At 68.8% G+C, this 23,575-nt stretch carries 22 protein-coding genes and 3 pseudogenes; 13 read left to right on the top strand and 12 right to left on the bottom strand.

Going from position 1 to position 23,575, the window contains the following annotated elements; translation table 11 throughout:
* The first annotated feature begins 101 nt into the window (after window positions 1-101).
* Window positions 102-1,484, top strand: coding sequence for a PLP-dependent aminotransferase family protein (locus J2X45_RS10945; RefSeq protein ID WP_310214539.1), 1,383 nt, complete (start codon window positions 102-104; stop codon window positions 1,482-1,484).
* 4 nt (window positions 1,485-1,488) lie between these two features.
* Here J2X45_RS10945 and J2X45_RS10940 read toward each other — a convergent pair whose 3' ends face one another.
* From J2X45_RS10940 to J2X45_RS10925, 4 genes and pseudogenes are all read right to left on the bottom strand, one after another.
* Window positions 1,489-2,379 (bottom strand): endonuclease/exonuclease/phosphatase family protein, encoded by an 891-nt coding sequence (locus tag J2X45_RS10940; RefSeq protein WP_310214536.1) that lies wholly within the window; start codon window positions 2,377-2,379, stop codon window positions 1,489-1,491.
* A 716-nt stretch (window positions 2,380-3,095) separates the two neighbouring features.
* Window positions 3,096-3,227: pseudogene (locus J2X45_RS10935) on the bottom strand (hypothetical protein); the annotation flags it as partial.
* Between the two features lie 79 nt (window positions 3,228-3,306).
* Window positions 3,307-3,834 (bottom strand): GNAT family N-acetyltransferase, encoded by a 528-nt coding sequence (locus J2X45_RS10930; protein ID WP_310214534.1) that lies wholly within the window; start codon window positions 3,832-3,834, stop codon window positions 3,307-3,309.
* A gap of 89 nt (window positions 3,835-3,923) precedes the next feature.
* On the bottom strand, window positions 3,924-5,144 hold the full coding sequence (locus J2X45_RS10925) for a YihY/virulence factor BrkB family protein (RefSeq protein WP_310214533.1): 1,221 nt from the start codon (window positions 5,142-5,144) through the stop codon (window positions 3,924-3,926).
* Window positions 5,145-5,249: 105 nt separating this feature from the next.
* On the opposite strand from J2X45_RS10925, the gene J2X45_RS10920 reads away from it, so the two are divergent.
* Window positions 5,250-6,011 carry an MOSC domain-containing protein gene (locus tag J2X45_RS10920; protein ID WP_310214532.1) on the top strand — a complete coding sequence of 254 codons (762 nt, stop codon included), beginning with the start codon at window positions 5,250-5,252 and terminating at the stop codon, window positions 6,009-6,011.
* Here the strand turns inward: J2X45_RS10920 and J2X45_RS10915 are convergent, their stop codons facing one another.
* Entirely contained in the window at window positions 6,012-6,302 is a 291-nt protein-coding gene (locus J2X45_RS10915) for a type II toxin-antitoxin system RelE/ParE family toxin (RefSeq protein WP_310214529.1), read from the bottom strand.
* Window positions 6,299-6,565 (bottom strand): type II toxin-antitoxin system ParD family antitoxin, encoded by a 267-nt coding sequence (locus J2X45_RS10910; RefSeq protein WP_310214527.1) that lies wholly within the window; start codon window positions 6,563-6,565, stop codon window positions 6,299-6,301. Before J2X45_RS10910 ends, J2X45_RS10915 begins: the two co-directional genes overlap by 4 nt.
* A 73-nt stretch (window positions 6,566-6,638) precedes the next feature.
* Between J2X45_RS10910 and prmC the strand changes: the two genes are divergently transcribed.
* The 7 genes and pseudogenes from prmC to clpB all read left to right on the top strand — a co-directional run bounded on the left by prmC (window position 6,639) and on the right by clpB (window position 13,928).
* Complete coding sequence (prmC, locus tag J2X45_RS10905; protein ID WP_310214525.1) at window positions 6,639-7,508, top strand: peptide chain release factor N(5)-glutamine methyltransferase; 870 nt, start codon at window positions 6,639-6,641, stop codon at window positions 7,506-7,508.
* 37 nt (window positions 7,509-7,545) lie between these two features.
* Window positions 7,546-7,770 (top strand): annotated as a pseudogene (locus J2X45_RS10900) (hypothetical protein).
* Window positions 7,767-8,807: a DUF4167 domain-containing protein gene (locus J2X45_RS10895; RefSeq protein WP_310214522.1), complete on the top strand. Its 1,041-nt coding sequence runs from the start codon at window positions 7,767-7,769 to the stop codon at window positions 8,805-8,807. The pseudogene J2X45_RS10900 and the gene J2X45_RS10895 overlap by 4 nt, the downstream one beginning before the upstream one ends.
* 158 nt (window positions 8,808-8,965) lie before the next feature.
* Window positions 8,966-10,009 carry a PAS domain S-box protein gene (locus J2X45_RS10890; protein WP_310214521.1) on the top strand — a complete coding sequence of 348 codons (1,044 nt, stop codon included), beginning with the start codon at window positions 8,966-8,968 and terminating at the stop codon, window positions 10,007-10,009.
* Between the two features lie 10 nt (window positions 10,010-10,019).
* The gene (locus J2X45_RS10885) at window positions 10,020-10,361 is read left to right on the top strand and encodes a response regulator (RefSeq protein ID WP_310215285.1); all 342 of its coding nucleotides are present in this window, start codon (window positions 10,020-10,022) and stop codon (window positions 10,359-10,361) included.
* A 74-nt stretch (window positions 10,362-10,435) separates the two neighbouring features.
* A complete protein-coding gene (locus J2X45_RS10880) occupies window positions 10,436-11,191 on the top strand; it encodes a M48 family metallopeptidase (protein WP_310214519.1) in 756 nt (251 codons plus the stop codon).
* A 157-nt stretch (window positions 11,192-11,348) separates the two neighbouring features.
* Window positions 11,349-13,928 carry an ATP-dependent chaperone ClpB gene (gene clpB / locus J2X45_RS10875; protein WP_310214517.1) on the top strand — a complete coding sequence of 860 codons (2,580 nt, stop codon included), beginning with the start codon at window positions 11,349-11,351 and terminating at the stop codon, window positions 13,926-13,928.
* Window positions 13,929-13,938: 10 nt separating this feature from the next.
* On the opposite strand, the pseudogene J2X45_RS20335 reads toward clpB, so the two are convergent.
* Window positions 13,939-14,096 (bottom strand): annotated as a pseudogene (locus tag J2X45_RS20335) (hypothetical protein); the annotation flags it as partial.
* A 51-nt stretch (window positions 14,097-14,147) separates the two neighbouring features.
* Here J2X45_RS20335 and J2X45_RS10870 point away from each other — a divergent pair.
* Complete coding sequence (locus J2X45_RS10870) at window positions 14,148-14,480, top strand: hypothetical protein (RefSeq protein WP_012640079.1); 333 nt, start codon at window positions 14,148-14,150, stop codon at window positions 14,478-14,480.
* A 98-nt stretch (window positions 14,481-14,578) separates the two neighbouring features.
* Here the strand turns inward: J2X45_RS10870 and J2X45_RS10865 are convergent, their stop codons facing one another.
* Together J2X45_RS10865 and J2X45_RS10860 are read right to left on the bottom strand one after the other, a co-directional pair.
* A complete protein-coding gene (locus J2X45_RS10865) occupies window positions 14,579-16,798 on the bottom strand; it encodes a hypothetical protein (RefSeq protein WP_310214516.1) in 2,220 nt (739 codons plus the stop codon).
* Between the two features lie 131 nt (window positions 16,799-16,929).
* Window positions 16,930-17,301, bottom strand: coding sequence for a hypothetical protein (locus J2X45_RS10860; RefSeq protein WP_310214515.1), 372 nt, complete (start codon window positions 17,299-17,301; stop codon window positions 16,930-16,932).
* Between the two features lie 425 nt (window positions 17,302-17,726).
* On the opposite strand from J2X45_RS10860, the gene J2X45_RS10855 reads away from it, so the two are divergent.
* A complete protein-coding gene (locus J2X45_RS10855; RefSeq protein ID WP_310214514.1) occupies window positions 17,727-18,296 on the top strand; it encodes an OmpA family protein in 570 nt (189 codons plus the stop codon).
* A 210-nt stretch (window positions 18,297-18,506) separates the two neighbouring features.
* The gene (locus tag J2X45_RS10850) at window positions 18,507-19,886 is read left to right on the top strand and encodes a M28 family metallopeptidase (RefSeq protein WP_310214511.1); all 1,380 of its coding nucleotides are present in this window, start codon (window positions 18,507-18,509) and stop codon (window positions 19,884-19,886) included.
* Here J2X45_RS10850 and J2X45_RS10845 read toward each other — a convergent pair whose 3' ends face one another.
* Complete coding sequence (locus J2X45_RS10845) at window positions 19,887-20,867, bottom strand: AraC family transcriptional regulator (RefSeq protein ID WP_310214509.1); 981 nt, start codon at window positions 20,865-20,867, stop codon at window positions 19,887-19,889.
* 139 nt (window positions 20,868-21,006) lie between these two features.
* Here J2X45_RS10845 and J2X45_RS10840 point away from each other — a divergent pair, with 139 nt between their 5' ends.
* Complete coding sequence (locus J2X45_RS10840) at window positions 21,007-21,840, top strand: DUF2306 domain-containing protein (protein ID WP_310215283.1); 834 nt, start codon at window positions 21,007-21,009, stop codon at window positions 21,838-21,840.
* A 4-nt stretch (window positions 21,841-21,844) separates the two neighbouring features.
* Here J2X45_RS10840 and J2X45_RS10835 read toward each other — a convergent pair whose 3' ends face one another.
* Together J2X45_RS10835 and J2X45_RS10830 are read right to left on the bottom strand one after the other, a co-directional pair.
* The gene (locus tag J2X45_RS10835; protein ID WP_310214508.1) at window positions 21,845-22,114 is read right to left on the bottom strand and encodes a GNAT family N-acetyltransferase; all 270 of its coding nucleotides are present in this window, start codon (window positions 22,112-22,114) and stop codon (window positions 21,845-21,847) included.
* Between the two features lie 145 nt (window positions 22,115-22,259).
* The gene (locus J2X45_RS10830) at window positions 22,260-23,447 is read right to left on the bottom strand and encodes an acetyl-CoA C-acyltransferase (protein ID WP_310214506.1); all 1,188 of its coding nucleotides are present in this window, start codon (window positions 23,445-23,447) and stop codon (window positions 22,260-22,262) included.
* Between the last annotated feature and the right edge of the window lie 128 nt (window positions 23,448-23,575).

Here is a 23,575-nt window from a genome sequence, read left to right as displayed (position 1 = left end):
TCCTTTGTCTCGGAGAATGGGCTTGAATGTCACCGTGATGATTTTGATTGTATCGAGAGTCAAAGGTCATATTGTTCTCGTGACAATATAGGACCGCCCGTGTGATCCCGACCTGGACGCCCGTCATTCCCGCTGGTGAGGCGCCGCTGTACGAGCGGCTGGTGGCGGCCCTGCGCGCCGACATCGTCTCCGGCGCCCTCAGCCCCGGCGTGCGCCTGCCGCCGCAGCGGGACCTGGCCTACCGCCTGGGGCTTGGGCTGGGCACCGTCACCCGCGCCTATGTCGAGGCCGAGAAGGCGGGGTTGGTCAGCGCCCATGTGGGGCGTGGCAGCTTCGTCAACGCGCCCGCCGAGCATCGCCCCTACGAGCGGGAAGGGCCGATCAACCTGGCCCAGAACATCGCCCCGGCCTCCGCCGCCGCCTCGCGGATCGCCGAGGCCCTGGCGCGCCTGCGCCGCCGGGCGGACCTTTCCGAACACCTGGCCTACGCCCCGCCGGCCGGCCACGAGGCCCAGCGGCGGGCGGGCGCAGCGTGGCTGGCCCGCACCAGCAGCTATGAGGCCGTCGACTGGCGGCGGCTGATCTGCTGCGCCGGCGCCCAGCAGGGCCTGGCGGTGGCGCTGAACACCGTGCTGCGGCCCGGGGACGTGCTGCTGACCGAGGCTCTGGCCTATCATGGCCTGAAAGCCCTGACCCGCTACAACGGCTGGCGCACGCGCGGCCTGCCGATGGACGCCGAGGGCCTGCGCCCGGACGCCTTGGAAGACGCGGTCCGCGCCACCGGCGCACGGGTGCTGGCGATCCTGCCCACCCTGCAGAACCCCACTGGCCGGATCATGAGCCGCGCCCGCCGCGACGCCATCGTCGAGATCGCCCGCCGCTACGACCTGACCATCGTCGAGGACGACATCTACGGCGCCTATGCGGAAGACGCGCCGCCGCCCTTCGCGGTGCTGGCGCCCGAGCGGACCTTTCACGTCTCGGGGGTGTCCAAGACCCTGGCCCCGGGCCTGCGCGCCGGTTTTCTGGTGGCCCCCGCCGCCGAGACCTTCGAGCGCGCGGTCGAGGCCCTGCGCATCGTCGCCTACGCCCCGCCGGCCTTCGGCGGGCTGATCGCCACCCAGTGGATCGAGGACGGCTCGGCCGACGCCATCCTGGCCGAGACGCGGGACGAGGGGCGGGCGCGCCTGGCTCTGGCCCGCGAGATCCTGGGCGACGCCGTCGAGACCCCGCAATCGCCTATGGCCCCGCACATCTGGCTGCCGATGAGCGAGCTGGAGGCCGAGCGCCTGGCCGGCCGCGCCCTGCGCGGCGGCGCCGAGGTCACCGCCCCCGACGCTCCGGTCGTCGAACCCGGCCACGAAAGCGGGGTCCGCGTGTGCCTGGGCGCGGTGGCCGACCGCGAGGCCCTGCGGCGAGGCCTGGAGATCGTGGCGGCGGCCCTGTCCAGCGAGGTGGGGGAGCGGTCGCGCGCGGTGATCTAGGGGGCTATCGCTTCGGCCCAGCGGGCTTGCGCGGCGACAGCGTGATCTCCGCCAGCACCGGGAAGTGGTCCGAGATCACGCCGGCGTCGGACATGTCCGTCGGCACGGCGAAGCGCGCGACGTTCAGTCGGCGGTCCACGAAGATGTAGTCGATGGGCGGGCCGATCGACGCCGGCGTGAACCGGTTGAAGGTGCCCGTCATCGGTGCGAACACGCTGGACGCGGCCGCGCGGGCGTCGCGATAGGGGGCCTTCGGCGCGGTCAGCAGGCGATAGGGCGCATCGTCGGGCGCGCTGTTGAAGTCGCCCAGCGTGATCAGCCGCGCGCTGGGCCAGGGGGCGAGATTCAGGATCTGGGCGGCGCATTGGGCCCGGGACTCAACGCCCACATGGTCCAGATGCGCGTTGCGGACATCGAAGGTCACGCCCGTCAGCCGGTCTTTCAGGACCAGCCGCGTGACCGTGCGGGGAAAGGCCGCGTCATAGGCCTTGCCCGGCGTCTCGGGCGTCGGCGAGCACCAGTAGGTCTTGGCCAGCACGCGCTGGAACCGGTCGGCCCGATAGAAGATCGTGGTGGTCTCGCCGCGTCCGGCGCCATCGTCGCGGCCGACGCCGTAGCGGGCGTATCCCGAAAGCCCTCCGGCCAGATCGTCGACCATGGTCGGCAAGGCCTCCTGCAGGCCCAGGATGTCGGGCGCGAAGAAGCGGATCTGCTCGACCATAGGTCCCCGCCGCGCCCGCCAGTCGGGTCGGTCGTCGGGGCTGTCATAGCGGATGTTGTAGCTCATCACCCACAGGGCGTGGCCGGCCTCGGCGGCCTGCGACGCGGTGGCGGGCGAGAGGCTCGCGAGGACGGCGGCGGCGAGGGCGACGGACAGGGATCGTGCTTGGCTCATGTCGGGCCCCTTAGGATGCGATCGCGACGGTTGCGCGACGCGAGAGCAGGGCCGCGCGGCGAAGCCGGGTCGCCCGCCTACCACAATAACGTCTTCACCCACATGGAACCATCCGGCGCGGGGGAGGCGTTCTTGATCACCACCTGGCTGTCCTTGGCCAGCCAGAACGTGGTCGGCTTCCAGTCGGGACGGTTGTAGTCGGTAGTCACCACCCAGCAGTCGACCTTGCCGCCGGCCGAGCTGGTCAGCACCTCGGAGCCGACCACCTTGAACACGTAGGGCGCCGGCGCGCCGCCGCCCGGATGGTGAAAGACGATCTGGGCCTCGTAGCCCTTGGCCAGCGGCAGGGCCTGGAGGAACTCCATGTCGGTCTCGAAATTGAAGGTCGGCTGCGGCGAGGCCACGTCATAGGCGGCCTGGCTGTTGCCCTCCAGGTCCGCCAGTCCCACCGTGCGGTCAGGCTTGAAGTCGAAGCCTTCGATCTTGGTCACGCCGTCCTTGCCGGTGGTGCGGCGGACGTGGGTGAACGGTCGGAAGGTGCCAAGCTCGAACCAGCTGTCCAGGGTCTTGACCGTCCCCGGCGTCGCGCCGTCCCAGTGCTGGACGATGCGCAGCCGTTTGACGCCGGCCTTGTCGGGCTCGATGCGGATCTCGCGCGTCCAGACGTCCAGCGGCGTTATGGTGTCGCCCACCTGCTTGTAGCGCAGGTAGCGGTGCGTGGCGGGCTTGAGCTTGTCGAACCGCGCCAAGGGCTGGCCGACGGGCACGGGCGTGACCGCCGCCTGGGCCGATCCGGCGGCGACGAGAACGAGGGCGGCCAACGCGGCCGCGCGAAACTTGAACGCCATGAGGAGCCCCTGACCCTAAGACGCGGCATCTGAACGCGCCGCGCGAGGCGAGGCTACTTGAGCTTCGGTAATGGGGTCCCTACAGCCCCTTCTCCATCACCACAAACGCCAGGTCGTCGCGCTGGGGCAGGCCGAACCGTTCGTCGCCATAGGGGAAGGGCTGGGTTTCGCCGGTCAGGCGGTAGCCGCGCCGTTCGTACCAGGCGATCAGGGTGTCGCGCACCGAGATGACGGTCATGCGCATGACCTTGCCGCCCCGGGCGCGGGCGTGGGCTTCGCAGGCCTCCAGCACCGTGCGGCCCATGCCGCCGGCCTGGCGGGGCGGGGTGACGGTGATCATGCCCACGTACCAGACGTCGTCGGCCTGCGGCTCGAGCCAGGCGCAGGCGAACGGCTTGGCGTCCGGTGTGTCGCGGAAGGTCAGGAGGCTCGCACCGGGCTTGGCGGCGAGATCCTCGCGCAGGCTGTCTTCGTCGGTGCGCTGACCGCCGAGCAGATAGCTTTCGCTGGTCCAGCCCGTCGCCGCCAGCTCGCCGCGATAGGCCGAGTTCACCAGGGCGGCGACGTCGGCCAACTCGTGGTCGGCGGCGGGGGCGAGGATCGGCATGGCGAGGGCTTCCAGACAGCAAGGGCCGCCAAGCTAGAAACCCGCCTTGGCCGCAACAACCCGATTTCGCGATCGTCGCTCACAAAAGCTCAGCGCCCGCGCATCCGTTTCCACGCTCCGCCGGTCACGCGCCGCATTGTGCCGGCCTCGCGCCGGATGACTTCCCAGGGGTGGAACGCCAGGCCCACCGTGTCGGCCATGGCCGCGCCGCGCGCGCCCATCGGCTGTTCGGGGCCGGTGGTGGAGTCGACCGCGGTCTGGTGTTCGATCTCGGCGTTCAGCTCGGCCCCGACCAGGATGGCCATGATCGAGAACCAGACCCAGACCATGAAGGCGATCACCGCGCCCAGCGGTCCGTAGGTGGCGTCGAAATGGGCGATGCGGTTCACGTAGACGGAAAAGCCCAGCGAGCCGATCAGCCAGCCCGCCGCCGCGAAGGCCGCGCCGATCCACACCCACCGCCAGCGCGCCTGGGCCCGGCTGGGCGCGAAGCGGTAGAGCACGGTGAAGGCCACGGTCGTCATCACCAGCACGATCAGCCAGCGCACGGGCGCCAGCAGGCCTTCCAGGGCCGAGAGGCGGGCGGCCTCCAGCAGCAGCGGCGTGGCGATCAGGACCCCGGCCACGGCGACCGCATAGACCAGGGCGCAGAGGGTGAAGGCGTAGGTCAGCAGCAGGCGCGGCGCGAAGGGGCGCTTTTCGTCCTCATCATAGGCGATGTTGAGGCCATCGAAGAGGGCGCGCATGCTGGCGTTGGCGCTCCACACCGACAGCAAGAGGCTGGCGACGAAGGCTGCGCCCAGCTCGCCGTCCTTCTGCTGGGCCAGGCGCAGCATCTGCTCGCCGACAATCTGGATCACGCTGGGCGGAAAGACCCCGACCATGCCGCGCAGCTGCTGCTCGACCGCGCCGACGTCGGCGAACAGGCCGTACAGCGCCACGAAGGCGCCGATGGCCGGGATCAGCGCCAGCAGGGTGTAGAAGGTCACGCCGCCCGCCACGGCCGGCAGCCGGTCGACGCTGATCTCCCGCACCGTGCGCCAAGCGATGTCGCGCCAGCCACGCCAGGGGATATGGGCCGGATGGGCCGCCGCGCGGCCGCGCAGCGGCTCGACCGTATCAAACGCGTCCGGCGGCAGAACGCGGTCTTCGGAGAGGCCCGGCGGGGGCGTGGCCGGCTCTGCGGGCGGCGGCGGGGCGCGACGCGGGAAGGCGAACGGCGCCAGGGCTATAAGCATGATCCAGGGGGTCAGGTGATAGGGCCGGGATTTCAGCCAGGACCGGACCTGACGCGGCGCTGGTTTGGTCATGAAACGCTCTCCAGGCCCTCAACAACCCGGCGCGGCGCGGGGCGTTCCGCATCACCGCGAGCTTGGCCTTGCCTTCGCCCGAGTCGAGACCGATGGTCCCGGCCCATGGAAGCCCGGATCGTCTCCCTCTACCGCCATCCCGTGAAGGGTTTCACGCCCGAGCGCCTGGCGCGCGCCGATCTTGTGGCCGGCGCCTGCTTTCCCTGCGACCGGCTCTATGCGGTCGAAGATGGTCCCAGCGGTTTTGATCCCGCCGCGCCGCAGCACGTCTCGAAGATGAAGTTCACGGTGCTGGCCAAGATCCCCGCCGTGGCCAAGGCGCGCACCGCCTTCGACGAGGCCAGCGGCGTGCTGACCGCTCGCGCTGAGGGTCGCCCCGACTTCGCCGGCGACCTGCGCGCGTCCGCTGGACGGGCCGGCTTCGAGGCCTGGCTGGCCGACCTGTTGGGCGATGAGGCGCAAGGGCCGCTGAAGGTGATCGAGGGGCCGGGCGCGCACCGGTTCATGGACAGTCGCTCGGGCTATGTCTCGATCGTCAACCTGGCCAGCGTGCGCGATCTTTCGGCCAAGATCGGGCGGGACCTCGATCCCCTGCGCTTCCGCGCCAACCTCTATGTCGAGGGCTGGCCCGCCTGGGCCGAAAACGACATGACCGGCCAGACCCTGAGCGTCGGCGCCGCCAAGGCCGAGGTGATCAAGCCCATCGTCCGCTGCGCCGCCACCCATGTGGATCCCACCAGCGCCGCGCGCGACGTCGATCTGGTCAAGGCCTTGTTCGACCACTACGGCCACATGTTCTGCGGCATCTATCTGAACGTGACGCAGAGCGGGGCGGTGGGTGAGGGGGATGCGGTGGTGGCGGGGTGATCAGCCAAGGTACGCCTTGGCGTTCATGCTTTGGTGCAGCACGCGGATAATCTCGACCCTGGCGCCCACCCGGTAAAAGACCACATGCGAGCCGGTGGCGCATCGCCTGTAGCCATACCGAAGACTGTCATCCGGCTGGCCCATGCCGGGATGCTCCGCGATCATCTCGATGGTGGCCTGGAGGTCGCGGGCGTAGTCGGCGGCCTGCTCAACGCCCCATCGCTTCTCCGAATAGGTCCAGATGTCATCGAGGTCGGCTTTGGCGCGACGGGATATCCGATAGGGCTTCATTCCTCGTGGAAGCCCTTCGGCACAGACTCCCTTGATCTTTCCTCAATGAAAGCGTCGAAGTTGAAATCCTCGATGAAGCCGCTCTCCTCGCCTTCGATCAGGGCGGCGCGAAGGGCGGCTAGTTTGGCCTCGTTCTCTTCCAGAAGCCTCAGTCCCGCACGGATGACTTCGCTGGCTGAGCCGTAGCGCCCGTCAGCGACCTGACTGTCGATGAACGCCTGGAAGTGATCACCCAGGACAACGGAGGTGTTCTTGCTGGCCATCCCGCAAACATACCAAAAACTGGTACCGCATTCAATCTCGCCTCCTGACCGCCGACGCGCTAAATCCCCGGTCATGACCCTGACTCTCGTCAAAGCCTGGACCGCCGCCAAGGATCGCCTGAAGAACGCGGGCATCGACCAGCCGTCGATCGACGCGCGCCTGATGCTGGAAGTCGCCGCCGGCGTCACCCGCACCGAGATCGTCACCGATCCCTATCGCGAACTGACCGACGAGCAGATCGCGACCCTGGACGCCTACCTTGAGCGCCGCGCCCGTCGCGAGCCGGTCAGCCACATCATCGGCCGCAAGGGCTTCTGGAAGATCCTGCTGCAGGTCAACAAGAACGTCCTGACCCCTCGTCCCGAGACCGAGGTCATTGTCGACGAGGTGCTCAAGGCCTTCCCCGAGACCATGGCCTTCTCGATGCTGGACCTGGGCGTGGGCTCGGGCACGATCCTGCTGGCGGTGCTGGCCGAGCGTCCGGCGGCCAAGGGGCTGGGCATCGACGCTTCCAGCGAGGCGCTGGCTGTGGCCCGCGAGAACGCCGCCAATCTGGACCTCAACAATCGCGCGGCCCTGCTGCACGGCGACTGGACGACGGGCCTGGGCAGCGAGAGCTTCGACCTCGTCGTCTCCAACCCGCCCTATATCCCGACCGCCGTCATCGACACGCTGGAGCCGGAGGTCCGTGACCACGAACCGCGTCTGGCCCTGGACGGCGGCCCCGATGGTCTGGCCGCCTATCGCGACCTCGCGCCCGAGATCCTGCGGGTGCTCAAGCCGGGCGGCCTGTTCGCCGTCGAGATCGGCTACGACCAGTCCAAGGACGTCGAAGCGCTGTTCCGTGCGGCGGGCGCCACCGAGGTTCGGACGGTCAAGGACCTTTCGACGCACGACCGCGTGGTGCTGGGGGTGAAAAATCCCTTGGAAACCCCTGCGTGAACCGCTAGACGAGTCTCGTCTCCTTCCAGATCGCCGGGTGACGGGAAAAGCAGTCGTCGAGGACGCTTCGGTGTCTGACGTTTGCGAGGCTCCCCTGGCAGGCGCGCCCGGTCCGCCGGTCGCCGCGCCGAAAGAGCAGGATGGGGGCTCTACGGAAACCAGAGTCTCTGACACCGACCAGGGTTAGACCCGCCCAGAGACCAGCAAGGCCGGACGCGCCAGCGCAAGACTGACCTCCGGACAGGTTCAGAAGAGAACATGAGAGATTTCAAAGGCATGAAGCGCCAACGTGGCCGCAACAATCGCGGCGGCAATGGCGGCAAGCCTCAACAGCACAACGCCAACCGCGCGTTCGACTCCAACGGCCCCGAGGGCGTGAAGGTCCGTGGCGCGGCGCAGAGCGTGTACGAAAAGTACCAGCAGCTGGCCCGCGACGCCTCGTCGTCCGGCGACCGGGTGCTGGCCGAGAACTATCTGCAGCACGCCGAGCACTATTTCCGCGTTCTGCGCGCCATCCAGCCGAATCGTCCGGTGGCCGACATCGTCGGCAAGGACGTCTACGCCGCCTACGAGATCGACTTCGAGGCCGAGCCGCCGGAAGAGCCGGAGGTCGTCGAGACCCCCGCCGAGGGCCAGGCCGAGGGCGGCGAGAGCGGTGAGGGCGGCGAACAGCGCCGTGATCGCTTCGAGAATCGTGACCGCGACCGCAACCGCGATCGTGACCGCAACTTCGAAGGCCGCGACCGCGACCGCAATCGCGACCGCGATGACCGCCCCCGCGACGGCCGTGACGGCGAGGGCCGCCGTGACCGCTGGCGCGACCGCGACGATCGCCCGCGCGATGACCGTCCCCGTGATGACCGCCCGCGCGATGATCGCCCCCGGGATGATCGTCCGCGCGAGGACCGTCCCACCGCCGAGGGCGACCAGCCGCAGGGCGAGGGCGAATACCGCGAAGGCCGCCGTCGTGACCGCAACCGCAACCGCGATCGTGACCGCGACTGGCAGCCGCGCGGCGAGCGCGACCCGCTGGCCGTGATCGAGCCGGAAGCCTCGCCGCTGACCGCCGAGGCTCCGGCCGGCGAAGGCTCGCCGATGCTGCGTGGCCAGGACGGCGCCGTCAGCCACGCCCCGGCGTTCCTGGGGCGCAAGGCCGAGCGCGCTGAAGCCGCCCCGGCGCCGGAAGCCCCGGCCTCGGATGACGGCGAAGAGGTCAAGAAGCCCCGCCGCCGCCGCGCCCCGCGCAGCTTCGAAGCGGGCGAAGGCGCGCCGGCCAAGCCGGAAGCCGAAGACGCGTAAGGTCGACTTTCAGCCGACAGATCAAAGCCCCGTTCCTCGGTTGAGGGACGGGGCTTTTTGTTACGGATTCGCAGTTATTCTTCCTTGGGTTGAGTTGTGGCCTAGCAAGGCGACAACTCCGGCGTTAGGGTTTCGGTCTCAGAAGCCGAGTCCTTTGCATGGCGAGTAAGCTTAACTCCCCTTCCAAGACGACGGCGAAGCCGGCCGCGGCGGACGCGCGCTACCGGGCCATCGTCGATACGGCGGTCGACGCCATCGTCGTGATCGACGAGCGCGGGAGGGTCGAGGCCTTCAATCCCGCCGCCGAGCGCCTGTTTGGCTATGCGGCCGCCGACATGGTCGGCCAGAACGTCAATATCCTGATGCCCGAGCCCTATCACGGCGAGCACGACGGCTATCTGTCCCGCTATCGCGAGACCGGTGAGCGGCGGATCATCGGGATTGGCCGCGAGGTCGAGGGACGGCGCAGCGACGGGACGACCTTTCCACTGGAGCTGTCGATCGCCGAATGGAACGACGGCAAGCAGCGGTTCTTCACCGGCGTGATGCGCGACGTCACTGATCGTCGCCGCGCTGAGGAACTGCAACGGCTGATGATCAACGAGTTGAACCACCGGGTGAAGAACACCCTGGCCACGGTGCAGTCTGTGGCCGGCCAGACCCTGCGCAACGCCGAGAACCTGGACGACGCCCGCGACAGCCTGACCCGGCGGCTGCTGGCCCTGTCGCGCGGCCATGACATCCTGACCCGCGAAAGCTGGGATGGGGCGGCCCTGACCGACATCGTGGCCACCGTCGTCGCCGCCCACGGCGAGGCCGAGCGGTTCGCCCTCGACGGGCCTTCCGTGCGCCTGGCGCCGAAGGCGGCGCTGGCCCTGTCGATGGCGCTGCATGAGCTGATGACCAACGCGTCAAAGTACGGCGCGCTTTCCAACACGGCGGGCCAGGTGCGCATCACCTGGCGGCGTGAAGCCGAAGTCGGCGACGCGCGCCTGAAACTGATCTGGGAGGAAACCGATGGGCCAACTGTTGCGCCCCCGACCCGCCAGGGCTTTGGGACCCGCCTCATCACCGGCGGGCTCGCCCGGGAACTCGGGGGGGAGGTTCGCCTCGGCTATCCGGCGAGCGGCGTCGTCTGCGAGATCGACGCGCAACTCGGCAAGACCGGCGAGTCTAACCGCTTCTTCCGAGGCGCGGCCTGACGCGCTGCGGATCCTGGTGGTCGAGGACGAGCTGTTCGTGGCCATGCTGGTCGAGGACCTGCTGTACGACCTGGGCTGCGCGGTTGTGGGCCCCGCCGCCTCGGCCCGCGAGGCGGTGGCGGCGGTCGAGGCCGACGGCTTCGACCTGGCCTTGCTGGACGTGAACCTGGGCGACGGCGAGACCTCGTTCCGCGCCGCCGAGATCCTGCGCGAACGCGGGGTGCCTTTCGCCTTCGTCACCGGCTATGGCGACCAGGGCGTGCGTCCCGACCTGCGCGACGCGCCGATCCTGTCCAAGCCGATCGATCCGCGCCAGCTGGCCAAGGTCATCGCGCGGCTCGGAGAGGCGTAAGCGTTACGGTTGCGTCGGCGGCGTGCGCCGGAGATAAGGCATGTGTCGACTTCGAAACACAGTTCGCCGAGCCCATGACCCTGCCGCGCCTGATCCTTCCGCTGCTGATCGCCGCCGCCTGCGCCCTGGGCGGCTGCGCGTACAACGCCGATCTGGGCCGCGACCAGCTGCTGATCGTCAATGACAACAACCTGGCGGCCCAGGGCGAGAAGGCCTGGGCCGAGACGCTGCGCAACAGCTACGTGTCGAAGGAGCCGCGCAAGAACGCCCGCGTCCAGGCCGTGGGTCAGAGGGTGATCAGCGCCGCCGGCCTGGCCAGCCGGCCGTGGGACTATGCGGTTTTTCTGGACGAGGCGCCCAACGCCTTCGTGCTGCCCGGCGGCCATGTCGGCGTAACCGTGGGGCTGCTGACCCTGGTCGAGAACGATGACCAGCTGGCCGCCGTGATCGGTCACGAGGCCGGCCACGTCGTCGCCCGCCACGCCGCCGAGCGCGTCTCGCAGGAGACCACCTCCAAGGTGCTGCTGGGCATCGCCAAGGCCGCCGCCGGCGGCACCGAGTTTGGCAAGCTGCTCAAGGACCACGGCGACGACGCCACCCGCTATGGCCTGCTGCTGCCGTTCTCGCGCAAGCAGGAGCTGGAGGCCGACAAGCTGGGCGTCGATTTCATGCAGCGCGCCGGCTACCGCCCCCGCGAGGCGGTGAAGCTGTGGCGCAACATGCAGGCGCTCGATGGCGGCAAGTCGGGGGGCGAGCTGGGCTCGACCCACCCCTCGGACGCCGTGCGGATCGAGGAGCTGGAACGATATCTCAGCAGCAAGGGCTGGTGAGCCTTGTGTGGCTGATGGGCCACACCTACATCCCCTTTCGGAGCGCCAGGGTCAGGCCGATGGCTGACCCGCTCGAAGCGTTCCGCAACGTCTGAAGCCGGACGCCTTGTGCTTGATCAAGGCAGCGCGTCCTGATCCGCCTAGTTGAGGGGACATCATGAATATCGACCTCTATTCCGATCGCGCCAAGCAGGCGGTCCAGTCGGCCCAGAGCCTCGCGCTCGCCCGCGGTCACCAGCAATTCGCGCCCGAACACATCCTGAAGGTCCTGCTCGAGGAGAAGGACGGGCTTTCCCGCGCCCTGATCCAGAGCGCCGGCGGCCGCCCCGACCAGCTGGACGGCGGCGTCGAGACCCTGCTGGCCAAGACCCCGCGCGTCGACGGCGCCGGCGGCCAGCTCTACATGAAGCCCGACACCGCCCGCGTGTTCGCCGAGGCCGAAAAGTCGGCCAAGGGCGCCGGCGACGCCTTCGTCACGACCGAGCGCCTGCTGATCGCCATCGCCAAGGAAGGCGGCGACGCGGCCAAGCTCTTCAAGGAGGCCGGCGCCAGCGCCCAGGCCCTGGAGACCGCCGCCAACGCCCTGCGCAAGGGCCGCACCGCCGACAGCGCCAACGCCGAGGAAGGCTATGACGCGCTCAAGCGCTACGCCCGCGACCTGACGGCCGCCGCGCGCGACGGCAAGCTGGACCCCGTGATCGGTCGCGACGAGGAGATCCGCCGCACCATCCAGGTCCTGTCGCGTCGCACCAAGAACAACCCTGTCCTGATCGGCGAGCCCGGCGTCGGCAAGACCGCCATCGTCGAGGGCCTTGCTTTGCGCATCGTCAACGGCGACGTGCCCGAAAGCCTGAAGGACAAGAAGCTCCTGTCGCTGGACATGGGCAGCCTGATCGCCGGCGCGAAGTATCGCGGCGAGTTCGAGGAGCGGCTGAAGGCCGTGCTGAACGAGACCACGGCCGCCGAGGGCTCGATCATCCTGTTCATCGACGAGATGCACACCCTGGTCGGGGCCGGCAAGGGCGACGGGGCGATGGACGCCTCCAACCTCCTCAAGCCCGCCCTTGCGCGCGGTGAGCTGCACTGCGTCGGCGCCACCACGCTGGACGAGTACCGCAAGCACGTCGAGAAGGACGCCGCGCTCGCCCGTCGCTTCCAGCCGGTGTTCGTCAGCGAGCCGACGGTCGAAGACACCGTCTCGATCCTGCGCGGCCTGAAGGAAAAGTACGAGGTCCACCACGGGGTGCGGATCAGCGACAGCGCCATCGTCGCCGCCGCGACGCTGTCGAACCGCTACATCGCCGACCGCTTCCTGCCCGACAAGGCGATCGACCTTGTGGACGAGGCCTCCAGCCGCGTGCGCATGGCGATCGACAGCAAGCCCGAGGAACTGGACGAGATCGACCGGCGCCTGGTGCAGCTGAAGATCGAGCGTGAGGCCCTCTCGAAGGAAACCGACGCCGCCTCCAAGCAGCGGCTGGAGAACCTGGAGGTCGAGATCGACGACCTGCAGTTCCGCAGCGACGAGATGACCGCCAAGTGGAAGGCCGAGAAGGAGAAGGTCGGCGGCGCGGCGCAAGCCCGTGAAGCCCTCGACCGCCTGCGCGCCGATCTCGCCAACGCCCAGCGCGCCGGCGACTTCGCCCGCGCCGGCCAGATCCAGTACGGCGAGATCCCGGCCCTGGAACGCCGCCTGGCCGAGGCCGAGGCCGGCGACACCCAGGCGCTCACCCCGGAAGTCGTCGACGCCGAGCAGATCGCCGCCGTCGTCAGCCGCTGGACCGGCGTGCCCGTCGAGAAGATGCTGGAAGGCGAGCGCGAGAAGCTGCTGAAGATGGAGGACGAGCTGCGCGGTCGCGTGGTCGGCCAGGACGAGGCCCTGGAAGCCGTCTCCGACGCCGTCCGCCGGGCCCGCGCCGGCCTGCAGGATCCGTCCAAGCCGATCGGCAGCTTCCTGTTCCTGGGCCCGACGGGCGTGGGCAAGACCGAGCTGACCAAGAGCCTGGCCGAGTTCCTGTTCGCCGACGAGTCCGCCATCACCCGGATGGACATGTCCGAGTACATGGAAAAGCACTCGGTCAGCCGCCTGATCGGCGCGCCTCCCGGCTATGTCGGCTACGACGAGGGCGGGGCGCTGACCGAGGCCGTTCGCCGGCGTCCCTACCAGGTCGTCCTGTTCGACGAGATCGAAAAGGCTCACCCGGACGTCTTCAACGTGCTGCTGCAGGTGCTGGATGACGGCCGCCTGACCGATGGCCAGGGCCGCACGGTCGACTTCCGCAACACGCTGATCATCATGACCAGCAACCTGGGCGCGGAATACCTGGCCAACCAGGAGGAGGGTGAGGATGTCGAGGCCGTCCGGCCGATGGTGATGAACACGGTGCGCGGCCACTTCCGCCCCGAGTTCCTCAACCGGATCGACGAGATCATCCTGTTCAAGCGCCTGTCGCGCCACAACATGGGCGATATCGTCCGCATCCAGCTGCAGCGCTTCGAAAAGCTGCTGGCGGACCGCCGCATGGCGCTGGCCCTGGACGCCGAGGCCCTGAACTGGATCGCCGACAAGGGCTACGACCCCGTCTACGGCGCGCGCCCCTTGAAGCGCGTGATCCAGAAGGAGCTGGTCGACCCGATCGCCAAGAAGCTCCTGGCCGGCGAGATCGAAGACGGCGGCGTCATCGCCGTCGGCGTCGAGGACGGGCAGCTGTCGTTCGGGAAAGCGGTGCTGCAGTAGGGCGTATCGGCCCCTCTCCCCTTGTGGGAGAGGGTGGCCCCGGCGAAAGCCGGGGTCGGGTGAGGGGTTGAAGACAGTATCCGCCGCGATCGGCATTCCCGCTGGTCGCGGCGGTTTTCGTATGCGCGACCCCTCATCCGTCGCTTTCAGCGACACCTTCTCCCGCAAGGGGAGAAGGGGGAGGCTTTTTCTCCGCCGCCCTTCGCGGTATCTCCCCGCATGGCCAAGACCACCAAACTCATCACCGAATTCGACATCGAGGTCGACGGCGACCCCTATGTCTGGCGGCTGCACCGCCTGCCGCAGTGGTCGTATGACCCGTCCGAACGCCACGGCAAGGTGATCGCCGCGCGGCACAAGGAAGGCCAGCGCGAGGCGCTGATCGAGTTCCCGCCCGGCCCCAAGCCCAAGTTCAGCGCCCCGCCGCTGAAGCCCTCGCAGATCCCCGTCCGCATCGTCGCCAAAGCCATCGCCTCGGCCATCGAGGCCGGCTGGGAGCCGCTGTCCCGCGGCAAGCCGGTGGTGATCTATGTGGACGAGGAGGGGGCTTAAGGCCCCTCTGGCCGGCGAGGCCTCCACGTCGCCGGCAAAGAAAAGGGCGCTCCACCAAGGGAGCGCCCGTTCACGGCTCGTCCGGCGGGGGACGAGGTCTACCCGTAGTGAATGTCGTAGCTGCCCGCGCCCGTGCCGACGGTCAGGCCGGTGACGCCGACCAGCTTGATCAGGCCGTCGCCGCCGCCGGCCTCGAGGGTGTTCATGGTGACACCCACGATGTGATCCTGGTTGTAGATGTAGGTGTCGCCGTTCCAGGTGAAGATGGCGCCCGTATTCACCGCCACGTGGGCGGAGACGGCGATCAGGGCGTCTTGCAGTGACGTCTTGCCGTCGGCGTACTGCTGGACATTGGCGGTCAGGCTGTGGATCTGAGCGTCTAGCACGAAGTGGTCGACGCCCTTCTGGAAACCGATGATTTCGGGCGGGGCGCTGAGGATGGCGCCGTCCTTGATATGCAGATTGGCCAGCCGGCTCTCCGGTGCGCCAGCGTAGTCGCTATAGCTGAGGCTGATCGTGTCGACGCCGGCGCCCAGATACACCTTGGACACCGCCGGCGCCAGGTTGGGGCTGACGTTGTACCCGAAGTGGAGGGCGAGCTTGTTAGTCCCGTCGCCTAGGCGGAAGGTCTGCGCGATGTCGGACACGGCGATCGAGTAGGTCAGGTCCAGGTCGCCGGCCAGGGTGGCGTCGACATTGGTGAAGGTCCCGCTGATCTGAGCCTTGAGTTTTCCCGGACCCACGATATCCAGATTGGGTAGCGGGCCACGATAGTTCGGGCCCAGGGCCGACGATGTCGAGTAGCCGTAGATCAGGCCAGCCGTACTGTCGGTGTCGACATGGAGGATCAGTTTGCCGTTGTTGTCCAACTGATCGGGCGCGTTGACGTAGAGGCCGATCGCGCCGCCATTGGGCACGAAGTATCCGCGTCCGACTTGGGCGTCGGTCGTCGGCGCGCCCTGGAAGTTCTGCAAGTGCAGGTCAACCTTGGCGCCGCGCGCGGGGTCGGCCGATGAATAGAGGACGCCGGCCGCGCCATTGTCCTTGAAGACCAGCGTCTGGCTACTGTCGATTGAGAACGATCCGCCCGCCATCGCATAGATCGTGCCGGCGCCGATGACCTTGGGAAGGCCGCCCGAGTGCAGATAGATCGTCTGGAAGCCGCTGATCTCGCCGTCGTAGAAGGTTGTGTCCGTGGCCCCGGTGCGGTCGATGTGCAGCACATTGCCCGTGCCCGCCGCCGTCAGCTTCGTGCCTTGGGCCATGCTGCCCTTGAGCGTCACGACATTGTTGTCGCCCGCCACGGTGACGGTCCCGTACTGGGCGGGGACGCCCAGGGTCGGGGTTGTGGACAGCAGATGGCCCAGGGTGAGCGTGTCGCCGCCGTCGCTGGTCCGGATCGTGCCGAAGGTTCCCAGCGTAACCGTGATCGTGTCACGACCGGCGCCGGCGTCGATGGTCACCCCGCCCGTGATGTCGCCGGTGACGGTGATGGTGTCGTTGTTGGCGCTCGACTTCAGGCCTGCGTCCGCCGCGGTCGGCGAGACGGACTTGTCGCCGGCGACCGTGAGGGTGAGGCCCGCCGTGCCCGGCGCCGGCGGCGAACCGTAGGCGACCAGCAGGTCGCTGCGGAACTGCGCCACGCCGTCGTCGCCGAGGTCGGCCAGGAAGGCGTTGTTGGCCGTGGCGTAGGGCCCGATGTTCTCCTTGGCGGCCACCGACAACAGCCAGCCGACGATGGCGGCCTTGGTGCCCTGGCCCTCCAAACCATCCCGGGAGAAGGCGGCGAAATACGCCTGGCGCGTGAAGGTCCCGCCCTGGCCGTCGGGCACCATGTCGCCCAGCAGGCTGTCGACCTTGGTCGGGCTAGGGACGACGCCGAAGATCTCGGTATAGGCCTTGATCAAGCTGTCCCGGGCGCTCAGCGCGCCGAAGTTGGCGTTGAACCAGGCCGCGCCTTCGCCGGCCTTGCCCAGGTTCATGGCGAAGTTGATGAACCGGTTCTCGACGTTGAACGTCTTGTAGTAGTCCGAATTCAGGTTCGTCGTGTTCGGCCCGGTCGGCGAGACCAGGTAGTCGAAGCCGCCGGCCCCCGGCACGCCGGGCGTGAAGAAGCTGTAGGCCATGCTGGCCACGGTGGTGGTCTCCAGGGCCAGCCTGGCGATCTGGGTGCGAGCATCCGCGACGCTGAGCGCACCGCTATCGATCTGGCCCGAGAGGTTGGTCAGCAGTGTCTGGTGCGCCGCCGGAATGTGCGCGGCGTCCGTCCGCAGGATATTGCCGTAGTAGATCTTCAGGGTCTGCAGGGGCGTGACCATGATGCGCGAACTCCAATCCCTCGCCTTTCGACGAACTCAGCCCCCCGTCGCAGCCTATATAGAGTTTACTAAACACCCTCAAGCTGAGCTGTGGAAAATATAGCCCTTGGGTGGAGGATGGCGTGGCAGACCTATCGCCGCTTCAGCTTCCGCAGCGCCGCCTGCATAGCCACCGCTTGAGCCGCCATCGGGGCCGCCGGCTGGGCGGCGCGGTGTTTCTGGGCTTCGGCGACGAGAGGGCCGGTGGTGGCCTCCAGGCGGTCGAAGGCTTCGCGGATCGCGGCGGGCGGCTTGCTGGGTTTGTCCGGCTTGGGGTCCAGGGCCAGCACCTTGCGGGCCTCGCTGGCCAGTTGGCCGCAGGCGCGGGCCCGGTCGCGGGCCTTGGCCAGCACGGCGGGATCATCGCTGGCCTCCACCATCGCCCAGGCGGCGTCGATGGCGTCCATCAGCTTCTGTTGCAGGCGATCGCACCAGGTGCGGGTCGAGGATCGGGTCTGGCTCATGCGCTACAGCATGGGGGCGTCGGCGCGGGCGGGGATAAGAAACGTGCGTTTTCGTGTAAGTCGCCGGTTTTCAACGGAAACGTCGGTTACTGAGCGGGGATAGACGCCGCCATTCACCGCTCCGACCTCCCCGGCGTTCGCCGGGGAGGTCGGGTTTGTTGCAAGGGCTGTGGATAACTTCGCGAAGGGCGAGGATTTCCGGCCAAACCAGCCTCGCTCCGCCGCACGGATCCGGACAAAAAATTCGCGGAACCAAACGCGCCGTCGAGCGATCGCGCGCGGTATAAATGTGTTTGAAGTTCAATGGTCTAGCTTGTCCCGGAAGCGTCGGAATCGCGCCTCGCTTTGGCCCCTTTCGGCTGCGCGTTTGGCAAGGGCGAGCGTTGCAGGACGTCTCGCGCCCCTACCACGGACGAGACCCGAACATGATAGCAAGCAGGAAGACCTTGATGGTCGCCGCCGCCCTGGTGATGGGCGGCCTGACGGTCAGCGGCTGCGCGACCAAGAAGTACGTCAACACCCAGGTCGGCGCGGTCAACGAGCGCGTCAACACGCAGGGCGCCCAGATCGGCGAACTGGACAAGACCTCGAAGGAAGCCCTGGACCGCGCCATCGCCGCCGGCAAGCTGGCCGAGGGCAAGTTCCAGTACGCGCTGGTGCTGAGCGATGACTCGGTGAAGTTCCCGGTCAACGCCTCGACCCTGTCGCCGGAAGCCGAGCAGCGCCTGGGCGAGTTCGCCGAGAAGCTGAAGGCCGACAACAAGAACGTCTATCTCGAGATCCAGGGCCACACCGACAATTCGGGCGCCCCGACCTACAACAACGAGCTGGGCGAAAAGCGCGCCGAGGCCGTGCGCAGGTTCCTCAGCCAGCATGGCGTGGCCCTGAACCGTATGGCGACGATCTCGTATGGCGAGGACGCGCCGGTCGCGCCGAACGAGACGCGCGAAGGCCGGGCCCAGAACCGCCGCGTCGTCGTGATGGTGCTCAGCTAGTTTCGCGTTCCGGCGCGGTCGTCCTGGTCGGCATCAAGCCGGGACGACCGCCTGGACGGACTCGTCGGCGCGGTCGTGAGCGCCGCGCCGACGAGGATCCGTTCACGCCTTGCGGGCTGGATCCGGGACGGACGATGGGAAAATGGCTTGCGCGGCGCGAGCTTGGCCTGAAACCTGCGCGCCTTGGATTTCCCGCTCGTCGGAGCCCTCATGCGCCTGACTCTCGCCCTCGCCGCCGGCCTCGTCTTCGCCAGCGCCGCCCACGCTCAAGCCCCCGCCCAGCCCTCCACCGACCAGCCGCTGCTGCGGACCCTGGCCGCCGAGGTCGATCCCAAGGCGCTGGAGAGCACGATCCGGTCGCTGGTGGGCTTCGGCACCCGCCACACCCTGTCGGACACCAAGTCGGACACGCGCGGCATCGGCGCGGCCCGCCGCTGGACCAAGGCGCGCTTCGAAGCGATCTCCAGGGACTGCGGCGGCTGCCTGACCGTCGAGACGCCGTCCCAGGTCGTCACCGGCCGCCGCGTGCCCAACCCGACCGAGGTGATGAACGTTCTGGGGATCCAGAAGGGGACCACCGACCCCAACCGGGTGATCATCATCGCCGGCCACATCGACAGCCGCGTCACCGACGTCATGGACTTCACCAGCGACGCCCCGGGGGCCAATGACGACGCCTCGGGCGTGGCGGCGGTGCTGGAGGCCGCGCGGATCCTGTCCAAGCACAAGTTCCCGGCGACGCTGGTCTATGCGGTGCTGTCGGGCGAGGAGCAGGGCCTGTTGGGCGGCAAGATCCTGGCCGACTACGCCAAGGCCAACGGCTGGAAGGTCGAGGCCGACCTCAACAACGACATCGTCGGCAACAGCCGCGGCCAGAGCGGGCTGATGAACAACACCCAGGTCCGGGTGTTCTCCGAGGGCACCAAGGCCGTCGAGACGCCCGAACAGGCCAACAGCCGCCGCTACAACGGCGGCGAGGTCGACAGCCCCTCACGCAACCTGGCCCGCTACCTCGATGGCCTGGCGGACCGGTACCTGACCAATTTCGACGTCGTCATGGTCTATCGCACCGACCGCTACGGCCGGGGCGGCGACCAGGTGCCGCTGCTGGAGGCCGGCTATCCGGCCGTGCGCGTGACCGAGGCCGTCGAGAACTACGACCGCCAGCACCAGAACCTGCGCACCGAGAACGGCAAGGCCTATGGCGACACCATTGAGGGCGTGGACTTTGCCTACCTGGCCCAGGTCACGCGCCTGAACACCGTCGCCATGGCCAGCCTCGCCTCGGCCCCGCCGCCGCCGTCGGGCGTCAAGATCGAGGGGGCGGTCAGCGCCGACACCAAGGTCTCCTGGACCCCCACGCCCGGCGCGGCCGGCCACCGGGTCTGGTGGCGCGTGACCACCGACCCGCAATGGCGCCTGAACCGCTGGGTCCCGGGCCCCGCCGCCACGGCGACTCTGAAGGACGTGGTGATCGACGACTACTTCTTCGGCGTCTCGGCGATCAGCCCGGACGGCTGGGAGAGCCCGACGGTGTTCCCGGGCGCGGCGGGCAGCTTCGAGAGCGTGGTTCCGGCGGCGCCGAAGTAGTCAGGCCGCCCGCCGGCTCTTGCGGAACGCCTGGGGCGTCACGCCGGTCTTGGCCTTGAACGCCCGGTTGAACGGGCCGATCGAGCCGAAGCCGCAGTCATAGGCCAGGGTCAGGATCGGCAGGTGGTCGAACGCCGGGTCGGCCAGCCGCCGCTTGGCCTCCTCGATCCGGACGTGATTGACCATCTGGTTGAAGTTGCGAAAGCCCAACGGGCCGGTCACGCACTGGGTGACCTTGTAGTCGGGCTCGCCCAGGCGGCGGGCGAGGTCGGCCACCCGCAGATCGGGCTGGGCGTAAAGGCCGTCATCGACCACCGACCGCACGATCTCCTGGGCCAGGTCCTCAGCGTTGGCGGGTAGTGGCGTCTGGCGGGTGGGGCGCGCGGGCTCCAGCGGGTGGCGTTGGCGGTAGGCGACAGAGATCCCCATTCCGACCAGGGCGGCGAGCGCGCAGAACGGTTTGATGAGGGGGCTCCAGGGCGCGATTGGCGCGCCGTTGGCCCAGAGCACGGACACGGTCAGCAGGGCCGCGTAGCCGCCGGTGAACGCCAGGCGAAACCGCCGCTCGGCGTGCAGGGTCCGTGCGGACAGTCCCTTCAGCGGCTCCAGCGTGGCCATCAGCAGCATGGCCGAACTGATCAGTCCGCCCAGGTTCTCCGCCATCCGGGAGAGCGGCGTGGTCAGGTCTCCCGAGGCGCGCAGAAGCGCGCCAATCGCGACGAGCGTCAGGACCAGAAACAGGGGCCATCGCGCCCGCTGCGTCTTGGGAGGCTGGAACAGGGCGCGCACGAGTAGCCATGACCAGCCGCAGGTCGCGTCGCCCGCGATCGCCACCAGGGCGGAGGCTGGGCCCAGTCGCGGCCCAAGCCATTGGGCCAGGCAGAAGGCCATGATCGCCGCCGTGAACAGGCCGCCATAGAGATAGGTCTCGGGCCAGCGCCCGTCGGGACGGTCCATCGCGGTCTGGATGTGGGCGCGCATGCGCGGCTACTCCTCGGATAGGCCCTGACGCTTCTGGAAATAATCCATAGCCGATTTCCAAATCGGCAAGACCCCGCGTTGCGCCTGCGTCACGCCCTGTCGCCAGACGAGCGGACATGGGAGCGACCGGCGCGTGACGATGACAGACACTCAACCCGCCAAGAGCGGGGACCCCGGCGCGGCGCGGCTCGCGGCCGACCGTATGCTGCGGCGCGCCGCCCAGGCCTGGTTCTGCGTAGCCGCCATCGGGCAGACGGCTTTCGTCTGGATGATCCTGGCCCACTACGGCCGCAAGACCGTGTCAGGCGATATGGCGGGCTGGAACGACAAGCCGATCATCAAGGGCTATGTGGCCGGGGACTCGCTGGGGAACCTCCTGTTCGCCGTGCACGTGCTGCTGGCGGTGGTCGTCACCTTGGGCGGGCTGATGCAGCTGGTCCCGGCGATCCGGGCGAAGGCGCCGGCGCTGCATCGCTGGACCGGACGGGTGTTCTTCGTCACCGCGTTCGTCATGGCCCTGGGCGGGCTCTGGCTGACCTGCGGGCGGCCGACCTACCTGTCGCTGGTTTCGGCGGGGCTGGTGTCGCTGAACGGGGTGCTGATCCTGGCCTTCAGCGTCCAGGCCTGGCGGATGGCCGTCGCGCGGCGGATCGACGCCCATCGCCGCTGGGCGCTGCGGGCGTATCTGGCGGTGAACGGCGTCTGGGTCCTGCGCGTGGCCCTGATGGTCTGGGCGCCGCTGACCCGGGGCTGGGGCATGGACCGCACGCTGTCCGGACCGGCGGACATCGCGCTGCAGCTTTGCGCCTATGTCCTGCCGCTGGTGGTGCTGGAGTTTTACCTTCGAGCCCAGGAGAGCGTGAGCGCCAAAGCCAAGCGCGCGGTCGCCGGCCTGCTGGCGCTCGTGACGGTCCTCACGGCCCTGGGCGTCGTCGGCGCCGTGGTCATCCTGTGGGGACCGTACATGCTCTGAGCGGTCAGGCGATCAGGTCCGGATCGTTCCGCTTCAGCCACGCCGCCGCGTAGGAGCAGAGTGGGGTGATCCGCATGCCTTCGGCGCGGGCGGTCTCGGCGACCTTGGCCATGAGACGGCCGGCGGCGCCCTGGCCGCGCAGGGCCGGATCGCTCTCGACGTGGGGGATCACCAGGCGGTGTCCCGACCGCTGATAGTCGGCGAAGGCCAGGAGGCCGTCGACCTCCAGCTCGTAGCGGCTGAGTTCGGGGTTGTGGCGGAAGGTGTCGGTCATGGGGTTTCCAACGCTTGATCCTCCCCCGCGTTGCGGGGGAGGTGGCCCAGCGGGCCGGAGGGGGCCAGCGCGGCTCATGCAGCATGAGCCCCCTCAGTCGCTCCGCGACAGCTCCCCCGCATCGCGGGGGAGCATCTCGTTGGCCTCAGACCAGCTCCACCGCCATCGCCGTGGCTTCGCCGCCGCCGATGCAGAGCGAGGCTAGGCCCTTCTTGCCGCCGCGCGCCTGCAGGGCGCTGATCAGGGTGCAGAGGATGCGCGCGCCGGATGCGCCGATGGGGTGGCCGAGCGCGCAGGCGCCGCCGTTGACGTTGAGCTTGTCGTCCGGGATGCCCAGCTCCTTCTGGGCGATCATGGCCACGACCGCGAAGGCCTCGTTGACCTCGAACAGGTCGACGTCGGCGACGGTCCAGCCGGCCTTCTTCAGGGCCTTCTGCATGGCCGGCACCGGGGCGGTGGTGAAGAGGCCCGGCTCGTGGGCGTGGGCGGCGTGGCTGACGACCTTGGCGACGATCGGCAGGCCCAGGGCCTTGGCGACGCTCTCACGGGTCATGACCAGGGCGGCGGCGCCGTCGCTGATCGAGCTGGAGTTGGCCGCCGTGATCCCCCCGTCGCGGCTGAAGGCCGGACGCAGGGTCGGGATCTTGGCCGGATCGGCCTTGCCGGGCTGCTCGTCGGTGTCGACCACTTCGGTCCCCTTGCGGGTGACGACGCTGACCGGTGTGATCTCGGCCTTGAAGGCGCCGCTCTCGACCGCCGCCTTGGCCTTCATCAGGCCCTTGGTGGCGTAGTCGTCCATGGCCTCGCGGGTGAACTGGTAGGTCTGGGCGCTGTCCTCGGCGAAGGCGCCCATCAGCTTGCCGGGGGTGTAGGCGTCCTCCAGGCCGTCCAGGTACATCGAGTCCCACATCTGGTCGTGGCCGATGCGGGCGCCGGCCCGGTGCTTGGACATCAGATAGGGGGCGCCGGTCATGCTCTCCATGCCGCCGGCCACGACGACATCGACGCTGCCGGCCGCCAGGGCGTCGTGGGCCATGATCGCCGCTTGCATGCCGCTGCCGCACATCTTGTTGACCGTGGTGGCCTCGACCGACAGGGGAAGACCCGCGCCCAGCGCCGCCTGACGGGCAGGGGCCTGGCCAAGGCCGGCGGGCAGCACGCAGCCCATGATGATCTGCTCGACCTTATCGCCCGCGACGCCCGCGCGCTCGATCGCGGCCTTGACCGCGCTCGCGCCCAGCTCGGTGGCCTTCACGCCGCCCAGCGCGCCCTGAAAGCCGCCCATGGGCGTGCGCGCATACGAGACGATGACGACGGGATCGGCGGCGGACATGGATCAAGCTCCCTGAAGATATTTTTGGGGTGGGATAGGCCCTCATCGCGTCTGTCCGTGCAAGAGGGTTGCGGAAACGTGATGCGAAAGGGGCGAGCGGCGCCGCCGGAAAAGCGGGCCGCCCGCCA

The sequence above is a fragment of the Caulobacter sp. BE264 genome (assembly GCF_031457805.1).
In the GTDB taxonomy this organism is placed as follows: Bacteria; Pseudomonadota; Alphaproteobacteria; order Caulobacterales; family Caulobacteraceae; genus Caulobacter.
The sequence above is the reverse complement of the archived record's forward strand: the minus strand, read 5'-3'. Positions and strand labels throughout refer to the sequence as shown.

What these genes read in the sequence shown, in the direction of transcription:
- J2X45_RS10860 (WP_310214515.1), bottom strand. Translation starts at nt 17,301, where the DNA reads ATGAGCCAGACCCGATCCTCGACCCGCACCTGGTGCGATCGCCTGCAA.
- J2X45_RS10855 (WP_310214514.1), top strand. Translation starts at nt 17,727, where the DNA reads ATGATAGCAAGCAGGAAGACCTTGATGGTCGCCGCCGCCCTGGTGATG.
- J2X45_RS10915 (WP_310214529.1), bottom strand. Translation starts at nt 6,302, where the DNA reads ATGAAGCCCTATCGGATATCCCGTCGCGCCAAAGCCGACCTCGATGAC.
- clpB (WP_310214517.1), top strand. Translation starts at nt 11,349, where the DNA reads ATGAATATCGACCTCTATTCCGATCGCGCCAAGCAGGCGGTCCAGTCG.
- J2X45_RS10830 (WP_310214506.1), bottom strand. Translation starts at nt 23,447, where the DNA reads ATGTCCGCCGCCGATCCCGTCGTCATCGTCTCGTATGCGCGCACGCCC.
- J2X45_RS10895 (WP_310214522.1), top strand. Translation starts at nt 7,767, where the DNA reads ATGAGAGATTTCAAAGGCATGAAGCGCCAACGTGGCCGCAACAATCGC.
- prmC (WP_310214525.1), top strand. Translation starts at nt 6,639, where the DNA reads ATGACCCTGACTCTCGTCAAAGCCTGGACCGCCGCCAAGGATCGCCTG.
- J2X45_RS10910 (WP_310214527.1), bottom strand. Translation starts at nt 6,565, where the DNA reads ATGGCCAGCAAGAACACCTCCGTTGTCCTGGGTGATCACTTCCAGGCG.
- J2X45_RS10930 (WP_310214534.1), bottom strand. Translation starts at nt 3,834, where the DNA reads ATGCCGATCCTCGCCCCCGCCGCCGACCACGAGTTGGCCGACGTCGCC.
- J2X45_RS10835 (WP_310214508.1), bottom strand. Translation starts at nt 22,114, where the DNA reads ATGACCGACACCTTCCGCCACAACCCCGAACTCAGCCGCTACGAGCTG.
- J2X45_RS10920 (WP_310214532.1), top strand. Translation starts at nt 5,250, where the DNA reads ATGGAAGCCCGGATCGTCTCCCTCTACCGCCATCCCGTGAAGGGTTTC.
- J2X45_RS10890 (WP_310214521.1), top strand. Translation starts at nt 8,966, where the DNA reads ATGGCGAGTAAGCTTAACTCCCCTTCCAAGACGACGGCGAAGCCGGCC.
- J2X45_RS10850 (WP_310214511.1), top strand. Translation starts at nt 18,507, where the DNA reads ATGCGCCTGACTCTCGCCCTCGCCGCCGGCCTCGTCTTCGCCAGCGCC.
- J2X45_RS10940 (WP_310214536.1), bottom strand. Translation starts at nt 2,379, where the DNA reads ATGAGCCAAGCACGATCCCTGTCCGTCGCCCTCGCCGCCGCCGTCCTC.
- J2X45_RS10880 (WP_310214519.1), top strand. Translation starts at nt 10,436, where the DNA reads ATGACCCTGCCGCGCCTGATCCTTCCGCTGCTGATCGCCGCCGCCTGC.
- J2X45_RS10865 (WP_310214516.1), bottom strand. Translation starts at nt 16,798, where the DNA reads ATGGTCACGCCCCTGCAGACCCTGAAGATCTACTACGGCAATATCCTG.
- J2X45_RS10845 (WP_310214509.1), bottom strand. Translation starts at nt 20,867, where the DNA reads ATGCGCGCCCACATCCAGACCGCGATGGACCGTCCCGACGGGCGCTGG.
- J2X45_RS10925 (WP_310214533.1), bottom strand. Translation starts at nt 5,144, where the DNA reads ATGACCAAACCAGCGCCGCGTCAGGTCCGGTCCTGGCTGAAATCCCGG.
- J2X45_RS10840 (WP_310215283.1), top strand. Translation starts at nt 21,007, where the DNA reads ATGACAGACACTCAACCCGCCAAGAGCGGGGACCCCGGCGCGGCGCGG.
- J2X45_RS10870 (WP_012640079.1), top strand. Translation starts at nt 14,148, where the DNA reads ATGGCCAAGACCACCAAACTCATCACCGAATTCGACATCGAGGTCGAC.